Raw genomic sequence first — 15,682 nt, 5'->3', positions numbered from 1 at the left:
GGCGGATCAGGCGGCGTCGGGTAGAAGCGAATGCGACCGCGCTACCTGCCGCGAATCGCGCGCCACAGGAAGATGATGACGCAGGCGCCGATGAAGCCGGTGACGAGATATCCGATCCAGCCGCCGCCGAGCGACACGCCGATCAGGGCCAGCAGCCAGTTCGCCAGCGCCGCGCCGACGATGCCGAGGATGATGTTCATCAGAATTCCGGTGCCGGACTTCATGAACATCTCGGCCAGCCAGCCGGCCAATCCACCGACGATGATCGCGGCGATCCATCCAATTTGAGGGTCGTTCATCTGAGGCTCCCTAGGGTCAATCAGGGCGGCCAGCATAACCGAGAATCACCCGCAGGCATGTGTCAATCGGCACTTGTGCGCAGATTGCCGCTGCGCCGTCGATCTGCCAGCCGCCCGTGGCGAGATCGCTGCCGTCTACAGCACGTGCTTGGAGCCGGGGATCAGGCGCAGCACGGCGGTGGCGGCCCAGCTCAGCGCGACCGTGGCGAAGAAGGCGATCGCGGCCTTGGCGATCGCCGGCAGCTCGAACTCGAGCAGCCAATATTGCAGCCACAGCACGATCGGATAGTGCACCAGGAACATGCCGTAGGCGTCGGTCTGCATGCGGTCGAGCAGGGTCGGGCCCGGCGCCTTGGATTGCAGGAAATAAGCCAGGATCGCGAACAGGATCGAGGCGCTGAACAGCACGAAGAAGCTGCCGTAGAGCGCGAGATACCAGGACGGCAGCGGGTTGGGATTCCCGATCACGGCGCGCTTGATGTAGATCATCATCCACATCCCGGCGTAGGGGACCAGCGTGATGAAGGTCCAGAACCAGCGCCGCTCGGTCAGCCGCCCGTGCGCGCTGAGCACGCCGTCCTCGAAGTTTGCCGCGCCGATGCCGGCGCCGATGAAGAAATACGACGCATAGAGCAACACGCGGCTCGCCTGCACCGAGAACGGGCCGAACTCGAACCAGTAGTTCTGGCCGTAGAACAGCAGCATCGGCAGATAGACGAGGGCGCTGACCAGGACGAGCAGCAGCCAGAACTTCGAGGGCCTCTCAAATCCTTTCAGCGACAGCCGGTTGATCGGATCGAGCAGTTTCGGCGACACCCGATAGAGCAGGCTCGCGGTGACGTCGAAAACGAGCAGCACCCAGACGAACCAGACCGGGCCGCTCGGCCACGGCCCGACGGTGACGGTCTTCCGCCAGAATTCGGAGAAGCCCAGCCCCGGCGTCTCGCGCAGCGCGAGCGCGTAATAGGCGATCGGGATCACGGTCAGCGCGCAGATCACAAACGGCAGCCCGAGCCTGATCAGCCGATCGCGCAGGAAGACGGGCAGCGCCTTGTGGCCGAGGCCGGACCACACGAACAGCCCCGACAGGAAGAAGAACATCGCCATGAAGAAGCTGTCGGTGGCGAGCACGACGCAGTCGAAGCCGATCCACGAGGTCGGGTCGGTGTGGCCGAAATGGGTGTAGGGGATCACCGCGTGATGCAGCAGCACGACCAGCGTCAGGAAGGTGCGCGCGCGATCCAGCGCGAGGTTGCGCGAACGCGCCTTCGGCGTCGCGTGGATGTCCACGTGCGGCGGAGCTACGTGTGCGACGGATTTCATGGTGTCCCCGGGGCGTTGTGTGGCGGGATGTTGCAATCGGGAACCGGATTCAGCAAGGCCCAATTGCCTCGATTCTTCGGCGTCGAGGTCGGTCGTCATCTGCGCTTCTGTTTCGTTTTTGGAACTGTGTTCGGTAGCGGGCGTTGAAGCTGGTGGTCGCGCGGCTGCGCGGTGCTGAGGAGTTGGCAATGACGATTCTGAAATGGGCGCTGATCTTCCTCGTGGTCTCGATCATCGCGGGCCTGCTCGGCTTCACCGGCATTTCAGCCGCATCCGCCGACATCGCGCGCTTCCTGTTCTACGTCTTCGTGGTGATCTTCCTGGTCCTGCTGATCCTCGGGCTCACGATATTCAGAGCGTAGCGAGGCCAAGCCGGATTTCGCCGAACACCGCCATTGTCATGCCCGGGCTGATCCGGGCATTGACATGTTGCGGCTCGAGAACGGGGCGACTTGGAAGGTTGGTGAGATCGCCTAGGCCACTTCCTCGATCTTCACCTTGTCCGGATAGAACGCCAGGTGACCTGCGATTTCGGTCATCGCCGGGAAGGGCTCCTCATAGGTCCAGATCGCATTGTCGAGCGTCTTGCCGTTGGCCTTGATGCTGAAATAGCTGGCATCGCCCTTGTAGGGGCAGTGCGTGGTCCGCTCGGTGCGGGACATCAGCTCCATGTTGGCATCCTGGCGCGGGACGTATTGCACGGCCGGATAGCTCGCCTCCTTCAGGGTCAGCGCGTGGGTCGTCTCGGCGATGACGACGCCGTCGGCGGTGACGCGGATGCGTTTCGGGTTAAGGGTGATCGTGATCGGATGGTCGGGGCCGGGGAGCTTCATAATTCCGAGCCTTTTCTGGTCATTTCGGCGTGATGGCTTGTGACCGATTGATGCAGGTTTAAATCGCTGGGAATGGGCATATAGTGTCGACCGGGATGACCTAGAAGAGCACTGGCGCTAGGTTTGGCGATCACGGCGGCGCGAGCGGCCCTGATTCGCACGGCGCGAGCCGGCCTCGATTCAAATGGCCGGCGGCGAGCCGGCCTGGATGAGAATGCCTTGATGGAGGTTGACTGGGATGCCGATGGACGCCCGTGATATCGAATCGATGATCAAGGCCGCGATCCCGGACGCCGAGGTGACGATCCGAGATCTGGCCGGCGATGGCGACCACTATGCGGCCACTGTCGTGTCGGAATCCTTCCGCGGCAAGTCCCGCGTCCAGCAGCACCAGATCGTCTACCAGTCGCTGAAGGGCCAGATGGGCGGCGTGCTGCACGCGCTGGCGCTGCAGACCGGGGTGCCCGAAGGCTAGGCCCCGGCGGCGGGGCGGTAGCGATGGCGGACAATCCGCGCGGTGCGATGTTTCGCGTCATCGAGCCGGACAAGCACAGCCGCGTCACCAATGCCGAGCTGCTGTTCGACCTCGTCTTCGTCTTTGCCGTCACGCAGCTGTCGCACACGCTGCTGCACCATTTCACCCCGCTTGGCGCGCTCGAGGTCACGCTGCTGTTTCTCGCGGTCTGGTGGGTGTGGGTCTACACCACCTGGGTCACCAACTGGCTTGATCCCGAGCTGACGCCGGTCCGCATTCTGCTGTTCGTGTTGATGCTGGGCGGGCTCGTGCTGTCGACCTCGATCCCGACGGCATTCGAGGGGCGCGGGCTGTGGTTTGCCGTGGCTTACGCGGCGATGCAGGTCGGCCGCACCCTGTTCTGGCTGCTGGTGACGCCGCGGCAGCGGACCGCGGTGCGTCACAACGCGATCCGGATCCTGACCTGGCTGTCCTGCTCGGCGGTGCTCTGGATTCTCGGCGGCCTCGCCGACCACGAGACGCGGCTCGCGCTCTGGATCGCGGCGCTGACGATCGAATATGTCGCGCCGGCGGCGCGGTTCTGGACGCCGCGGCTCGGCCCGTCCTCGATGGAGGCCTGGGCCGTCGAGGGCGGCCACATGGCCGAGCGCTGCTCGGGATTCATCATCATCGCACTCGGCGAGGCCATCGTCGTCGACGGCGCGACCTTTGCCGAGCTGAGCTGGACCCCGGAGAATGTCACCGCCTTCGTCTCGGCGCTGGCCGGCAGCATCGCGATGTGGTGGATCTATTTCCACAAGGGCGCCGAGGCCGGCTCGGAGATGATCTCCAAATCCGAGCAATCCGGCCGGGTGGCGCGGATCGCCTACACCTATCTGCACATGCCGATCGTCGGCGGCATCATCCTGACCGCGGTGGCCGACGAGCTGGTGCTGAAGCACCCGGGTGGGCATTCCGATCTCAAGACCATCGTGAGCTCGGTCGGCGGTCCCTTGCTGTTCCTGGTCGGCACCATCCTGTTCAAGCACGTGGTGCGCAATTTCCTTCAGCTGTCGCACGGCGTCGGCATCATCGCACTCGCGATCACGGCCTATTTTGCAAGCGAGATGTCGCCGCTGTTGCTCTCGATCGTCACCACCGCGATCATGATCGTGGTCGCGGCCTGGGAATCGATCTCGCTGCGGGGAACGGCGGCGGAGGCGTAGCGCATCACGGTCGGCTGGTCGCTACCCGATGCTGCCACCAGACGAACAGCGGCGCGCCGATCAATTCGAGCGCCGTGAAGCCGATGAACGGAATTGGCGGCGCGCCGACCACCAGGATCGACAGCAGCCTGCCGAAGCCGCCGACAAAGATGCCACCCCAGATCACGCGGAACAGCACGGTCTCGCTTTCGATGCGCGGCACCAGCCAGAGCAGCGCAAGGCCGAGGCCGAGCCACACCCCGCCGAAGAACCGGAGATTGCTGTCGAGCACCGGCAATGCCGGTACGCCTGACGATGCGTAGAGGGGATCGCTGATCCCGAGCATGGTGATCAGGCCGGTCACGATCGGCACCAGCGCGAGCAGGGCGGACGCGATTTGCAGCGGCCGCCTGCCCATGTTGGTTGCTCCGTTTCGGTCGGCCTGGACTATTCCGCCACCAGCGCGTGCACCGAGAACATTCCGTCGGCGTCGGTCCAGCTTTCCCGCACCGTCCAGCCGGCGCTGCGGGCGAGTGCGGTGAAGCGCTCGAGCGAGTATTTGTAGCTGTTCTCGGTGTGAATGCTTTCGCCGGGGCGGAACGAGAAGGTGTTGCCGAGGATGCGCACGGTCTGCGCCTTGCGGCTGATCAGGTGCATCTCGATGCGATGGCGGTCGCGGTTGTAGATCGAGCGGTGTGTGAAGCCCGACAGGTCGAAATTGCCGCCGAGTTCGCGGTTGATGCGATGAAGCACATTGAGGTTGAAGCGCGCGGTGACGCCGGCTGCGTCGTTATAGGCGTCGTACAGCAGGCGCTCGTCCTTCTCGAGGTCGACGCCGATGATCATCTGGGCGCCGCGGCCCAGAATCCTGTGGGCGCTGCGCAGGAAGGCGGCGGCCTCGGTGGGTTCGAAATTGCCGAGCGTCGAGCCGGGGAAGAAGCCGACCTTCGGCATGCCGGTAACAGCCTCGGGCAGCGCGAACGGCGCGGTGAAGTCGGCCGCGACCGGATAGATGCCGAGATCCGGGAAATCACGCCGCAGGCCCTCGGCCTGGGCTTTGAGGAAGTCGCCGGAGATATCGACCGGGACATAGGCGTCGAACTCGCAGTGCTCGAGCAAGAGCCGCACCTTGGTGGTGGCGCCGGCGCCGAACTCGACCAGCGCCGCGCCATTGGGGATGATCGCAGCGATCTCGTCGCCGCGGTCGCGCAGGATGCCGAGCTCGGTACGGGTCGGATAATATTCCGGCAGCACCGTGATCTGCTCGAACAGCTCCGACCCGGTGGCGTCGTAGAAATACTTTGGCGACAGCCGTTTCGGATGGCGGGCGAGGTCGCCGATCACGTCGCCGGCGAACGCCGCGGTCGCCTCGTTGAACGGATACGCTTTGGCCAAAGCGGCCGCATGCACATTCATGATACTCTCCTGAACGCGCTTACCGGCGCGCTATTGATGTCGACAGTGATCAATCAGGCGTAGTCGGCGAGGCGTAACCCCGTGAATTGCCAGCGATGGTGCGGATAGAAGAAGTTGCGATAGGTGACGCGGCTGTGACCTTGCGGCGTCGCCAGCGACGAGCCGCGCAGCACCAGCTGATTCACCATGAATTTTCCGTTGTATTCGCCGAGCGCGCCTTCGATCGCGCGATAGCCCGGATAGGGGGAATAGGCGCTCCGGGTCCACTGCCAGACGATGCCATAGGCGTCGTCGAGCATGCCGGCGCGCGCCGCGACCTCCCATTCCATCTCGGTCGGCAGATGTTTGCCGGCCCAACGCGCGAACGCATCAGCCTCATAGTAGCTGACGTGGCAGACCGGGGCGTCCGGATCGATCGGCTGCAGGCCGCCCAGCGTCATGATCTTCCATTCGCCGTCGACCTCGCGCCAGTGGCCGGGCGCCTGCCAGCCTTCGTTGCTCACGGCGGCGAAGCCGTCCATCAGCCAAAGCGTGGCCGTGGCGTAGCCGCCGTCCTTGATGAAGGCGAGCCATTCGGCGTTGGTGACGAGGTTTTTCGCCAGCTTGACCGGGCCGACCAAAGCGCGATGCGCGGGCTTCTCATTGTCGAAATGGAAGCTGTCGTCGGCGTGGCCGACGGTGTGGATGCCTTCGTTCAGCGTCACCCATTGCTGCGCGCTGCGGCTTGCCGCCGGGAAGCGCCAGGCCGGATCGTAGGCCGGCGGAATCGGGTTCTGCGCGAATGCATGCAGGATGTCGGTGAACATCAGCTCCTGATGCTGCTGCTCGTGATTGAGGCCGACCTCGACCAGCGGCGCCAGCGCCGTGAGCGTGTCCTCGCCTGCGATATGGAAGAATTTCACGACCTCGGCGTCGACGTGGCGGCGATAGGTCGTGACCTCGTCAGCGGTCGGGCGGCTCAGATGGCCGCGTTGGGCGCGCGCATGCCGGGGGCCGGCGCTGACGTAATAGGAATTGAACAGATAGGCGTAGTCGGGATGGAATGGCGTGTAGCCGGGGACATGCTGGCCGAGCAGAAACTGCTCGAAGAACCAGGTGGTATGGGCGCGGTGCCACTTGGCCGGGCTCGCATCCGGCATCGACTGGATCAGCTGGTCCTCGGCGGACAGCGGCGCCGCACGGCGCTCGGTCTCGTCGCGGACGGCGCGATAGGCTTCCACCAGCCGCTGGGCCAGCGACCCGGATTCGGACGACTGCGACGGGGAGGCGGTGGAAATCGCCGCGGCAGAGGCTGGTTTCGTCACGATGGTCTCCGGTTCGAGGGGAGAACGTTGCTTCGGCAGACTGGTTCCAGACGGACAGTTCGTCCTAGATAGGGGTTGCGTTACAGGAAAAAAGACCTCCTCCGCCGTGATATTACGGGCTTGGGATGATGGTCATCCTTTCAAGGAGAGGCCGCCCGGCTTCCGCCGCATGCCAGATTTCCGCCATTTTGCTTTGGATGCACAATGGTTTGAGTTACATATATGGACAGTCACGGGTTAGAAGGGTGGGCCGGCCTGCCAAGGATTGAGCAAGGCCCGAGAGCGCCGCCCGAACAAGGAAGCGAAAATGAGCATCGAGCAATTCATCGACACCGAAGTGAAGTCGAACGACGTCGTGCTGTTCATGAAGGGCACGCCGCAATTCCCGCAGTGCGGGTTTTCCGGCCAGGTCGTGCAGATCCTCGATCACATCGGTGTCGGCTACAAGGGCCTCAACGTTCTCGAGTCCGCCGAACTGCGCAACGGCATCAAGGTCTATTCGAACTGGCCGACGATTCCGCAGCTCTATGTGAAGGGCGAGTTCGTCGGCGGCTGCGACATCATCCGCGAGATGTTCCAGGCCGGTGAATTGCAGCAGCTGTTCGCCGACAAGGGCATCCCGGTCGACGTTGCCGCCTGATCCTGGCGGCTCGATCGTGGCCGCACGCCAGCTCGGCAAGGCGCGGCTCGAAGTCATCGTCGCCGACATCACCACGCTGCGCGTTGATGCGATCGTCAACGCGGCCAATTCGTGCCTGCTGGGCGGTGGCGGCGTCGACGGCGCGATCCATCGCGCCGCAGGTCCCGAGCTGCTCGCCGAGTGCCGTACGCTCCATGGCTGCAAGACCGGCGACGCCAAGATCACCGGCGGATACCAGCTTCCTGCAAAACACGTGATCCATGCCGTCGGTCCGATCTGGCACGGCGGCACCCAGAACGAGGATGCGCTGCTCGCGTCCTGCTATCGCCGCGCCGTCGAGTTGTGCCAGTCCAATAGTCTTCGCTCGGTCGCCTTTCCGGCCATTTCGACCGGCGTCTATCACTTTCCACCGGACCGCGCTGCCGGCATCGCCATCGAGACAGTGGTCGATGCCTTGGGCGCGGCGTCTGGTGTGACCCGTGTCATCTTCTGCTGCTTCTCACCCGCAAGCGCCCAGTTGCATGAGGCCGCCTTGGCCCACTTTGGCAGCCCTTGTGCCTGATGCCACGGCCGCTACACTTCCCCGTGATATCCGGGGAGAGATTGAATGAGTTCATTGCGATTGTTGCGTGTGGCCGCCGCCGGCGTGGCGCTGTTGGCGGCGCCACTGGCGCGTGCCGAGGGTACCTACGAGATCCCGGCGGGCGCGCATTTCAACCAGGACAAGCTCGCCAAGATCGGCGAGTTCTTCAAGAACGAGGTCGCCACCGGCAAGATCCCCGGCGCGATCGTCCTCATCCAGCAGCACGGCAAGCCGGTCTACCACGAATCCTTCGGCGTGCAGGACGTGGTCAGCAAGGCGCCGATTACGGACCAGACCATCTTCCGGCTGTTCTCGATGAGCAAGGCGATCACTGCCGTGGTCTCGATGCAGCTGCTGCAGGAAGGCAAGTACAAACTCGACGATCCCGTTGCGAAGTACATCCCGTCCTTTGCCAATGTGAAGGTCGGCGTCGAGAAGAAGGCCGACGACGGCACCAAGACGCTCGAGTTGGTGCCGCCGAACCGGCCGATGACGATCCTCGATCTGATGACGCACACGTCGGGCATCACTTACGGCTTCTATGGCGACAGCCTGGTCCGCAAGGCCTATCGCGAGGCCAACATCTATGCCGGCGATTTCGACCTCGCCGAGTTCGCCGAGCGGATCGCCAAGCTGCCGCTGCACAACCAGCCTGGCGGGCTCTGGCAATACGGCCATTCCACCGACATCCTGGCCCGCGTGATGGAAGTCGCGACCGGCGAGAAGCTTTCGCAGATCGAGCGCGAAAGGCTGCTCGGTCCGCTCGGCATGAAGGACACCGGCTTCTTCGTCACCGACCCCGAGAAGCAGAAGCTGATGGCCGAGCCGCTGCCGAACGACAGCGATTTCAGGGTCGGCCGGATCAACGATCCGACCAAGGTCAAGAAATGGGAATCTGCCTCCGGCGGCATGGTCTCGACCATGGCCGATTATTCACGCTTCGCGCAGATGCTGCTCAATGGCGGCACGTTCGACGGCAAGACCATTTTGAAACCGGAGACCTTCAAGGAAATGACGACCGATCACGTCGGCCCCAGCTCCGGCGTGCAGCGCGACTATTTCTATTTCCCCGGCGACGGCTTCGGCTTCGGCCTCGGGCTCGCGGTGCGCACCGATCCCGGCAATGCCAAACCGCCGCCGCCCGGCGACCTCGGAGAACTCAAGTGGGATGGCGCCAGCGGCTGCTATTTCGTGATCGACCGCAAGCAGGACATGTTCTTCGTCCTGCTCGAGCAGACGCCGACCGAACGCCAGCGCATCCAGCGCACGCTGAAGCAGCTCGTCTATGAATCCATGGAGAATTGAGATGCGTGGATGCCGCGCGCTCGTCGCGGCATGCATGCTGCTGATCGGCGGGACCGCCGCGCAAGCGGGCTCGGAAGGACCTGCGCACAGCTTCTCTCCGGAGGGGCTGGCGAAGGTGTCCGACTACATCAGGAACGAGATCGCGACCGGCAAGATCCCGGGCGCGATCCTGCTGCTGCAGCAGCACGGCAAGCCGGTCTATTACGAGAATTTCGGCGTTCGCGATATCGCTACTGAACTCTCGATGAGCGCAGACACCATCTTCCGCCTCTATTCGATGTCGAAGCCGATCACCACGGTGACGGCGATGATGCTGGTCGAGGAGGGCAAGCTCGCGCTCAACGATCCGGTCTCGAAATACATTCCGGCCTTCGTCGACATGAAAGTCGGCGTCGAGAAGGTGGGTGAGGACGGCAAGAAGACGATGACGCTGGAGCCGCTCAAGCGGCCGGTGACCATCGAGGACCTGATGCGCCACACCGCGGGCCTGCCTTACGGCTATTACGGCGGCGGCATCGTCAACAAGGATTATGCCGATGCCGGCCTGTTCAACAACGACCCCTCCAATGCAGATTTGGTATCGCGGCTGACCGCGCTGCCGCTCGCCGAGCAGCCCGGCACGCAATGGGACTACGGCCACTCCACCGACGTGCTCGGCCGCATCATCGAAGTGATCACGGGAAAGACGCTGTTTGAGTTCGAGAAGGAGCGGCTCCTTGTCCCGCTCAAGATGAATGAGACGGAATTCTATGTCGCTGACAAGGCGAAATGGAAGCTGATCGCCGAGCCGATGCCGAAGGATCGCGTCATCAGCCCGGTCGCCGAAGTGCGCGATATCAAGCAGAAGCTGCGCTGGGAATCCGGCGGCGGCGGCATGGTCGGCACCGTCGGCGATTACGCGCGGTTTTCGCAGATGCTGTTGAACGGCGGGACCTATGAAGGCCGCCGCTATCTGAAGGCGAAGACCATCGCCCTGATGGCCTCCGACCATATCGGCCCCGAAACCGGCGTGGTCCGCGACAAGAACTATTATCCCGGACCGAACTCCGGGTTTGGCCTCGGCTTTGCGGTGCGCACCTCGGTACCAACTAACACGTCGTGGCCGCTGGGCGAATATCGCTGGGACGGCGTCGGCGGCACCTTCTTCTTCATCGATCCCGAGGATGATCTGTTCGGGATCTTGATGATGCAGACGCCGACGCAGCGCGGTCGGATCCAGGAGGAACTGAAGACGCTGATCTATCGGGCGATGGGGCGGTAGGTCTACGCCCCGCGTACGATGTCCCTGACGTGGCCGATCGTCTCCTCGATCATTGCGGCCGTCACGTCGAGATGGGTGCAGGCCCTGATCCTGCCGTCCATCATCGCCAGCGTCACGCCGCGCTTGCGCAACTCGGCGACCATCTTGTCGCCGGAGACGCCGGCGCCGTCCGGCTTGAAGAACACGAGGTTGGTCTCGGGCGCTTGCACGACGATGCCGTCGATCTGCGACAGGCCGCGCGCCAGCGCCCGTGCATTGGCGTGGTCGTCGGCGAGGCGGTCGACGTGATGGTCGAGCGCGTAGATGCAAGCGGCTGCCGCGACGCCGGACTGCCGCATCGAGCCGCCGAGCCGCTGTTTCCAGCGCCAGACATCGTCGATGAAGGCGCGCGTGCCGGCGATCGCGCCGCCGATCGGCGCGCCCAGGCCCTTGGAGAAATCGATCCAGGCGGAATCCCAGCCGGCCGTCATGTCGCGCGGCGAGATGCCTGACGCCACGGTGGCGTTGAACAGCCGCGCACCGTCCATGTGGGTGGCGAGCCTGTGGGCCTTGGCGAGCTTCACGATCTCGTCGAGCGCAGCCTTTTTCCAGATCGTGCCGCCGCCGATGTTGGCGGTCTGCTCGACCGAGACCAGCACCTGCTGCGGCTGGTAGCGGGTGCGCGGATGCAGCGCGGCGCGGAACGTGTCCGGCGTGAACTGGCCGTCGTCGCCGGGGAGCGGCGTGATCTGGAAGCCGCCGAGGGCGGCGTGCGCGCCGCCTTCGCGCGCGATGACGTGCGCGGTCGCATGCGCCAGAATCTCGTCGCCGGGCCGGCAATAAGCCAGCGTCGCCGTGACGTTGCACATCGTGCCCGACGGCATGAACACGGCCGCTTCCTTGCCGAGCAGGGCGGCGACGCGCGCGTTGAGCTCATTGGTGGTCGGATCGTCGCCGACCTGCTCGTCGCCGACCTCGGCTCTCGCCATCGCCTCGCGCATCGCCGGCGTCGGCTTGGTCTGGGTGTCCGACAACAAGTTGATGCGGACGGGCGGAGCCTTCGGATCGGGCGGGGCAGGGGTGAAGTGCATGAACGTTCCTCATCAATCCGCGATGCGGTTGCTACGTACGGCTCAGGTTCGCTGCTAGCCTATAGGTTTTCGCGCGGCATGACGAAACCGCATAATGATGACCTCGGTCGGCGTCACACGATAATCGATAAGATAGGGGTAGGGCGTCGCTGTGAGCCGGCGGACACCTGGGCGACTTGTTGCACGTCCGGCGTAGGGCTGATCGTGCAGCAACACGGCAAGTGCCGAGACACGGTCGCGGACGCGGTCAGCGCCCTGAGGCGATCGTTCTTCAATGTAGGAAAGCGCCCGATCAATCTGGGCAAGTGCACGGCGGGTATAGCGGACGTTCACAGCCCGTGCTTTGCCCACATCGCGCGGACTTCTTCAGCCGTAGCCAACTCGCCGCGTGCAATCTCGGCATCGGCTTCGGCAAGGTCAGCTTCCTCCTCAGCAGTTAGCTGAAGCGGTGGTTGGTCGACGCCAGCCAGTTGCAGTAGGATTCGCGCGAGTTCGTCCTGTTCCGCGTCAGGCAGATTTGAGACTGTATCAAACGCTTGTTCGAGTAACCGGGTCATCCGCGAGGTTCTCAACATTGGCCCGTATACTAGCATTTCCTCCCCAAACAAAAAGGCCCCGGCAAAACCGGGGCCTTTCGGATATCGCAATGCTGGACTGATCAGCGCGAATAGAATTCGACGATCAGATGCGGCTCCATCTGCACCGGGAACGGCACGTCGGTGAGGCCGGGGATGCGTGCGAACTTCGCGGTCATCTTGCCGTGATCGACCTCGATGAAGTCGGGTACGTCGCGCTCGGGAAGCTGGCTCGCCTCCAGCACGGTGGCGAGCTGCTTGGAGGCTTCCTTGACCTCGATGCTGTCGCCGACCTTCACCTTGTAGCTGCCGATGTTGACCTTGCGGCCGTTCACCTTGACGTGGCCGTGATTGATGAACTGGCGCGCCGCGAACATCGTGGAGACGAACTTGGCACGATAAACCACGGTGTCGAGACGGCGCTCCAGCAGGCCGACCAGGTTCTCGCCGGTGTCGCCCTTGAGGCGGCTGGCCTCGACATAGATGCCGTGGAACTGGCGCTCGGAAATGTTGGCGTAGTAGCCCTTGAGCTTCTGCTTGGCGCGGAGCTGCACGCCGAAGTCGGAGAGCTTGCCCTTGCGGCGTTGGCCGTGCTGGCCGGGGCCGTATTCCCGGCGGTTCACGGGGCTCTTCGGGCGGCCCCAGATATTCTGGCCCATGCGGCGATCGATCTTGTACTTCGCCTCACTACGCTTTGTCATCGCGGTCCTCGTTGCATAGCCGCAAGCCTGCGGGCGGCGGCGTTTGTCTGGTTTCAGGTTTGAGGAGACGCGCCCTCCTGTGTACCGGCCCAAAGGCCTGTACCGACAGATCCACCTCGAAAGCTCGGGGAAGGACCACGGGTCGCGAAACGCATCGCGGGCCGAAACCGGCCCGCGAGCAGGGTGGTCTTAAGGAGAAAGCGCCGTTCTGTCAAACAAAACGGCCGGCTTCTTCGTCCCATTTGGCACAAAAACCGGCCATTTTCGACCTTCTGGCGCAATTCTGTGGCCCACGGGAGCCCGATTGGCACTCCCTAGGGCGCGGGCTTGGCCAGCGGCTCGCCGGCCTTGACGATGTAGACCCCGAGGACCTTCATCGGCTTGTCGCCGGACGCCTTCGCGTCGTGCACCGCGCCCTCCGGGATCTGATAGGAATCGCCCGCTTTCAGCTTCAACGGCGGCTTGCCATCGATCACGAGTTCGAGCTCGCCGTCGAGCACGTAGCCGGTTTCGACGCCCGGATGGCTGTGACGCCCCGACGAACCGCCGGCGGCGACCTCGGCGATCGCCGTCACGGTGGTGTAGCCGGCCGGGAAATCGACCTTCTGCAGCGGCGTCCGCTTGATGCCGCTCTGTTGCGCGAACGCGGCGCCGGCAAACGCAACCACGGTCAATCCAAGCAGTAATTTTCTGAACATGTTTTTTCTCCCAACCGCAAAACACTAACAGCGTGGGACGAGGCCGGAAAGCCGGACGAAGGTCTTGTTGCCGCGGAAGTCCGTCGTCGCGGATGCAGACGCGCGCTTGGCCGCGTGCGTCGTCAGACGGTTTGACGCTCGATCTCGGAATTGAGTTCGGCGCCGCACAGCACGATGATCGCAGACATCCACATCCAGGTCATCAGGCCGATGGCCGCACCGAGCGAACCGTAGGTCGCATTGTAGTCGCCAAAGTTCGACAGATACCACGATAGCAGTGACGAACCGGCCAGCCACAGGATCGCCGCCGCAATCGCCCCGATGCTGAGCCACTGCCAGCGCGGCCTCGTTCGACTGGGGCCGTAGCGATAGAGCAGCGCCAGCGCCGTCAGCAGCAAGAAAGCCAGCACCGGCCACCGGCCGAACTGGACGATGAGCGCCGCGCGTGCCTCCAAGCCGATCTGCTGCAGCAGCAGCGGAACGACCACCACCGCGCCAACCATGACCAGAATAGCTCCGAGCGCCGCGACCGTGAACGCGAGCGAAATCAGGTTCAACTTGATGAAGCCGCGTTTCTCCTTTTCCTCGTAGACGACATTGAGAGCATCGATGATCGCCTTCATGCCGGCATTGGCACTCCAGATCGCCATCAACAGGCCGACGGCAAAGCTGAGGCCGAGCGTGGATGCGCCCTTGGCGAGCACGCGGGCAACCTGGTCCTGGACGATGGCGAACGAGCCATCCGGCAGCATCAGCGCCAGGCTTTGCAGATTGGCTGCAATCGTCGATGGATCGGCAAACAGGCCGTAGCTCGAGACCAGGGCCGTGATCGCCGGAAAGATCGCGAGCAGGCCGTAGAATACGATCCCGGCTGCGGTTGCGATCAGCCGGTCTTCGTTGATTTGTTGATAGGTGCGGACGAGGATGTCCTTCCAGCCCGCCGCCGGTATCTGCAACGGATGGCGCGACCAGCGCCCATGGCCGACCGCCGCGATCGTGGCGGGCTTTTCGATCCTCGCAGCTTCGCCGCGCTCTCCCGCGTCGGCCGTTCGCGCCGTTTGCGTCAAATGCCGGTGGATTGCGATTGTGGTCAGCACGGCTGCTCCGAGCAGCGCCAGATCGCTTTGCCAGTTTGGCCAGTTGCGGTGCGCGGCCATTGCGAACCCTGTGTCGAGTCCCAGCCTCGGCATCAGCCATCGAGGCCCGGCTGTCGAAAGCCGGGCCTCCGGATGGTCCATTGTGCTTCGGTTTACTTCTTCTCGGGCACCCAGGTGGTGCTCGCCTTGTCGTAGGTGAAGCCGGGCGCCTTCTTCAGATCATCCTTGGTCTGGTCGAGCGTGAGCCACCACTTGTCGTTCTTCTTCTGCGTCTTCACTGCGGTGAACGGCACGATGACATCCTTTTCGCCCGCGCCGAGAAATCCGCCGACGCCGACCACGAGCCCGGTGATTTGTCCCTGCTTGTTGACGAGCACGTCGTCGACATCGCCGATCTTGCTTTCCTTCGGATCGTAGATCGACTGCTTGTAGTAGTTGCTGACCGTCCAGCTCTCCGACGGGGCCGCCGACATCGTCGTGGTGGCTGCATAAGCGGCGGTGGACAGGATGGACGCGAAAGCAATTCCTGCGGCGATTTTCTTCATTGTTGTCTCCTCTTGGAAGTTGGGATCATTCAACCGGCGTGGCGCACCGCAGTTCCTGCGATTTAGGAACTTCGTCGAGGTGGCGGGTTAACTTACCGGCGAGGCTCTTTTCGAAGACCTTGCCTGCACGGTCCCGCTTCAAGCCCCTTAGCCCCCAAGGCGGGACCGTGCGCAAGGGGAAGATCACGCATGGCGACCGAAGAGCAGATCAGAGACTACGCGTATCGACTGTGGGACCAGGCCGGGCGACCTGAAGGCAGGGATGCCGAGTTCTGGCACGCTGCCGAGGTGGAGCTGAACGCGGAGAGCGAGAGCCCTGACGCACCGACGCAACCGGATCAGCCAAACAGCCGCACGATTCCGGCTTGATCCT

The 15,682-nt window shown here is 63.7% G+C and carries 21 protein-coding genes; 8 read left to right on the top strand and 13 right to left on the bottom strand.

The window, feature by feature from the left end:
- Window positions 1-41: 41 nt before the first annotated feature.
- Entirely contained in the window at window positions 42-299 is a 258-nt protein-coding gene (locus IC762_RS23655; RefSeq protein ID WP_195784613.1) for a GlsB/YeaQ/YmgE family stress response membrane protein, read from the bottom strand.
- A 135-nt stretch (window positions 300-434) separates the two neighbouring features.
- Complete coding sequence (locus IC762_RS23650; protein WP_195784612.1) at window positions 435-1,622, bottom strand: acyltransferase family protein; 1,188 nt, start codon at window positions 1,620-1,622, stop codon at window positions 435-437.
- A gap of 188 nt (window positions 1,623-1,810) precedes the next feature.
- Here IC762_RS23650 and IC762_RS23645 point away from each other — a divergent pair, with 188 nt between their 5' ends.
- Complete coding sequence (locus IC762_RS23645; RefSeq protein ID WP_044541507.1) at window positions 1,811-1,984, top strand: DUF1328 domain-containing protein; 174 nt, start codon at window positions 1,811-1,813, stop codon at window positions 1,982-1,984.
- 111 nt (window positions 1,985-2,095) lie between these two features.
- Here the strand turns inward: IC762_RS23645 and IC762_RS23640 are convergent, their stop codons facing one another.
- Window positions 2,096-2,455: a DUF427 domain-containing protein gene (locus tag IC762_RS23640; RefSeq protein ID WP_195784611.1), complete on the bottom strand. Its 360-nt coding sequence runs from the start codon at window positions 2,453-2,455 to the stop codon at window positions 2,096-2,098.
- A 238-nt stretch (window positions 2,456-2,693) separates the two neighbouring features.
- On the opposite strand from IC762_RS23640, the gene IC762_RS23635 reads away from it, so the two are divergent.
- A complete protein-coding gene (locus IC762_RS23635) occupies window positions 2,694-2,930 on the top strand; it encodes a BolA family protein (RefSeq protein ID WP_021077843.1) in 237 nt (78 codons plus the stop codon).
- 23 nt (window positions 2,931-2,953) lie between these two features.
- Window positions 2,954-4,135, top strand: a complete 1,182-nt coding sequence (locus IC762_RS23630; RefSeq protein WP_195784610.1) for a low temperature requirement protein A — start codon at window positions 2,954-2,956, stop codon at window positions 4,133-4,135.
- 4 nt (window positions 4,136-4,139) lie between these two features.
- Here the strand turns inward: IC762_RS23630 and IC762_RS23625 are convergent, their stop codons facing one another.
- Genes IC762_RS23625 through egtB form a run of 3 tightly spaced genes read right to left on the bottom strand, consistent with a single transcriptional unit; the run spans window position 4,140 to window position 6,834 of the window.
- Window positions 4,140-4,532: a DUF4345 domain-containing protein gene (locus IC762_RS23625; protein WP_195784609.1), complete on the bottom strand. Its 393-nt coding sequence runs from the start codon at window positions 4,530-4,532 to the stop codon at window positions 4,140-4,142.
- Window positions 4,533-4,561: 29 nt separating this feature from the next.
- Window positions 4,562-5,530 carry an L-histidine N(alpha)-methyltransferase gene (gene egtD, locus IC762_RS23620; protein ID WP_195784608.1) on the bottom strand — a complete coding sequence of 323 codons (969 nt, stop codon included), beginning with the start codon at window positions 5,528-5,530 and terminating at the stop codon, window positions 4,562-4,564.
- Window positions 5,531-5,583: 53 nt separating this feature from the next.
- Window positions 5,584-6,834 (bottom strand): ergothioneine biosynthesis protein EgtB, encoded by a 1,251-nt coding sequence (gene egtB, locus IC762_RS23615; RefSeq protein WP_195784607.1) that lies wholly within the window; start codon window positions 6,832-6,834, stop codon window positions 5,584-5,586.
- Window positions 6,835-7,141: 307 nt separating this feature from the next.
- Here egtB and grxD point away from each other — a divergent pair, with 307 nt between their 5' ends.
- The 4 genes from grxD to IC762_RS23595 are packed head-to-tail and all read left to right on the top strand — an operon-like array spanning window position 7,142 to window position 10,623.
- The gene (gene grxD, locus IC762_RS23610; protein ID WP_195784606.1) at window positions 7,142-7,474 is read left to right on the top strand and encodes a Grx4 family monothiol glutaredoxin; all 333 of its coding nucleotides are present in this window, start codon (window positions 7,142-7,144) and stop codon (window positions 7,472-7,474) included.
- A gap of 16 nt (window positions 7,475-7,490) precedes the next feature.
- The gene (locus IC762_RS23605; protein WP_195784605.1) at window positions 7,491-8,036 is read left to right on the top strand and encodes an O-acetyl-ADP-ribose deacetylase; all 546 of its coding nucleotides are present in this window, start codon (window positions 7,491-7,493) and stop codon (window positions 8,034-8,036) included.
- Window positions 8,037-8,081: 45 nt separating this feature from the next.
- The gene (locus IC762_RS23600) at window positions 8,082-9,362 is read left to right on the top strand and encodes a serine hydrolase domain-containing protein (protein WP_195784604.1); all 1,281 of its coding nucleotides are present in this window, start codon (window positions 8,082-8,084) and stop codon (window positions 9,360-9,362) included.
- Window position 9,363: 1 nt separating this feature from the next.
- Window positions 9,364-10,623 carry a serine hydrolase domain-containing protein gene (locus tag IC762_RS23595; protein ID WP_195784603.1) on the top strand — a complete coding sequence of 420 codons (1,260 nt, stop codon included), beginning with the start codon at window positions 9,364-9,366 and terminating at the stop codon, window positions 10,621-10,623.
- 2 nt (window positions 10,624-10,625) lie between these two features.
- Here the strand turns inward: IC762_RS23595 and IC762_RS23590 are convergent, their stop codons facing one another.
- The 7 genes from IC762_RS23590 to IC762_RS23560 form a co-directional block, all read right to left on the bottom strand.
- Window positions 10,626-11,693, bottom strand: a complete 1,068-nt coding sequence (locus IC762_RS23590; RefSeq protein ID WP_195784602.1) for a threonine aldolase family protein — start codon at window positions 11,691-11,693, stop codon at window positions 10,626-10,628.
- Window positions 11,694-11,747: 54 nt separating this feature from the next.
- On the bottom strand, window positions 11,748-12,026 hold the full coding sequence (locus IC762_RS23585) for a type II toxin-antitoxin system RelE/ParE family toxin (RefSeq protein ID WP_349629727.1): 279 nt from the start codon (window positions 12,024-12,026) through the stop codon (window positions 11,748-11,750).
- Window positions 12,023-12,250, bottom strand: coding sequence for a hypothetical protein (locus IC762_RS23580; protein WP_195784600.1), 228 nt, complete (start codon window positions 12,248-12,250; stop codon window positions 12,023-12,025). Before IC762_RS23580 ends, IC762_RS23585 begins: the two co-directional genes overlap by 4 nt.
- A 101-nt stretch (window positions 12,251-12,351) precedes the next feature.
- Window positions 12,352-12,969: a 30S ribosomal protein S4 gene (gene rpsD, locus IC762_RS23575; protein ID WP_195784599.1), complete on the bottom strand. Its 618-nt coding sequence runs from the start codon at window positions 12,967-12,969 to the stop codon at window positions 12,352-12,354.
- A gap of 314 nt (window positions 12,970-13,283) precedes the next feature.
- Window positions 13,284-13,667, bottom strand: coding sequence for a cupin domain-containing protein (locus IC762_RS23570; protein WP_195784598.1), 384 nt, complete (start codon window positions 13,665-13,667; stop codon window positions 13,284-13,286).
- 122 nt (window positions 13,668-13,789) lie between these two features.
- Window positions 13,790-14,824 carry a YihY/virulence factor BrkB family protein gene (locus IC762_RS23565; protein WP_195784597.1) on the bottom strand — a complete coding sequence of 345 codons (1,035 nt, stop codon included), beginning with the start codon at window positions 14,822-14,824 and terminating at the stop codon, window positions 13,790-13,792.
- 92 nt (window positions 14,825-14,916) lie between these two features.
- Complete coding sequence (locus IC762_RS23560; RefSeq protein WP_195784596.1) at window positions 14,917-15,309, bottom strand: PRC-barrel domain-containing protein; 393 nt, start codon at window positions 15,307-15,309, stop codon at window positions 14,917-14,919.
- Between the two features lie 189 nt (window positions 15,310-15,498).
- Between IC762_RS23560 and IC762_RS23555 the strand changes: the two genes are divergently transcribed.
- Complete coding sequence (locus tag IC762_RS23555; protein ID WP_195784595.1) at window positions 15,499-15,678, top strand: DUF2934 domain-containing protein; 180 nt, start codon at window positions 15,499-15,501, stop codon at window positions 15,676-15,678.
- Window positions 15,679-15,682: the final 4 nt, after the last annotated feature.

Source organism: Bradyrhizobium genosp. L (assembly GCF_015624485.1).
Taxonomy (GTDB): domain Bacteria; phylum Pseudomonadota; class Alphaproteobacteria; order Rhizobiales; family Xanthobacteraceae; genus Bradyrhizobium.
This window is presented reverse-complemented; position numbering and strand designations above follow the sequence as displayed.

Excerpts from the sequence above, each read along its gene's own strand:
- IC762_RS23655 (WP_195784613.1), bottom strand. The coding sequence starts at position 299 with ATGAACGACCCTCAAATTGGATGGATCGCCGCGATCATCGTCGGTGGA.
- IC762_RS23650 (WP_195784612.1), bottom strand. The coding sequence starts at position 1,622 with ATGAAATCCGTCGCACACGTAGCTCCGCCGCACGTGGACATCCACGCG.
- IC762_RS23645 (WP_044541507.1), top strand. The coding sequence starts at position 1,811 with ATGACGATTCTGAAATGGGCGCTGATCTTCCTCGTGGTCTCGATCATC.
- IC762_RS23640 (WP_195784611.1), bottom strand. The coding sequence starts at position 2,455 with ATGAAGCTCCCCGGCCCCGACCATCCGATCACGATCACCCTTAACCCG.
- IC762_RS23635 (WP_021077843.1), top strand. The coding sequence starts at position 2,694 with ATGCCGATGGACGCCCGTGATATCGAATCGATGATCAAGGCCGCGATC.
- IC762_RS23630 (WP_195784610.1), top strand. The coding sequence starts at position 2,954 with ATGGCGGACAATCCGCGCGGTGCGATGTTTCGCGTCATCGAGCCGGAC.
- IC762_RS23625 (WP_195784609.1), bottom strand. The coding sequence starts at position 4,532 with ATGGGCAGGCGGCCGCTGCAAATCGCGTCCGCCCTGCTCGCGCTGGTG.
- egtD (WP_195784608.1), bottom strand. The coding sequence starts at position 5,530 with ATGAATGTGCATGCGGCCGCTTTGGCCAAAGCGTATCCGTTCAACGAG.
- grxD (WP_195784606.1), top strand. The coding sequence starts at position 7,142 with ATGAGCATCGAGCAATTCATCGACACCGAAGTGAAGTCGAACGACGTC.
- IC762_RS23600 (WP_195784604.1), top strand. The coding sequence starts at position 8,082 with ATGAGTTCATTGCGATTGTTGCGTGTGGCCGCCGCCGGCGTGGCGCTG.
- IC762_RS23595 (WP_195784603.1), top strand. The coding sequence starts at position 9,364 with ATGCGTGGATGCCGCGCGCTCGTCGCGGCATGCATGCTGCTGATCGGC.
- IC762_RS23590 (WP_195784602.1), bottom strand. The coding sequence starts at position 11,693 with ATGCACTTCACCCCTGCCCCGCCCGATCCGAAGGCTCCGCCCGTCCGC.
- IC762_RS23580 (WP_195784600.1), bottom strand. The coding sequence starts at position 12,250 with ATGACCCGGTTACTCGAACAAGCGTTTGATACAGTCTCAAATCTGCCT.
- rpsD (WP_195784599.1), bottom strand. The coding sequence starts at position 12,969 with ATGACAAAGCGTAGTGAGGCGAAGTACAAGATCGATCGCCGCATGGGC.
- IC762_RS23570 (WP_195784598.1), bottom strand. The coding sequence starts at position 13,667 with ATGTTCAGAAAATTACTGCTTGGATTGACCGTGGTTGCGTTTGCCGGC.
- IC762_RS23565 (WP_195784597.1), bottom strand. The coding sequence starts at position 14,824 with ATGGCCGCGCACCGCAACTGGCCAAACTGGCAAAGCGATCTGGCGCTG.
- IC762_RS23560 (WP_195784596.1), bottom strand. The coding sequence starts at position 15,309 with ATGAAGAAAATCGCCGCAGGAATTGCTTTCGCGTCCATCCTGTCCACC.
- IC762_RS23555 (WP_195784595.1), top strand. The coding sequence starts at position 15,499 with ATGGCGACCGAAGAGCAGATCAGAGACTACGCGTATCGACTGTGGGAC.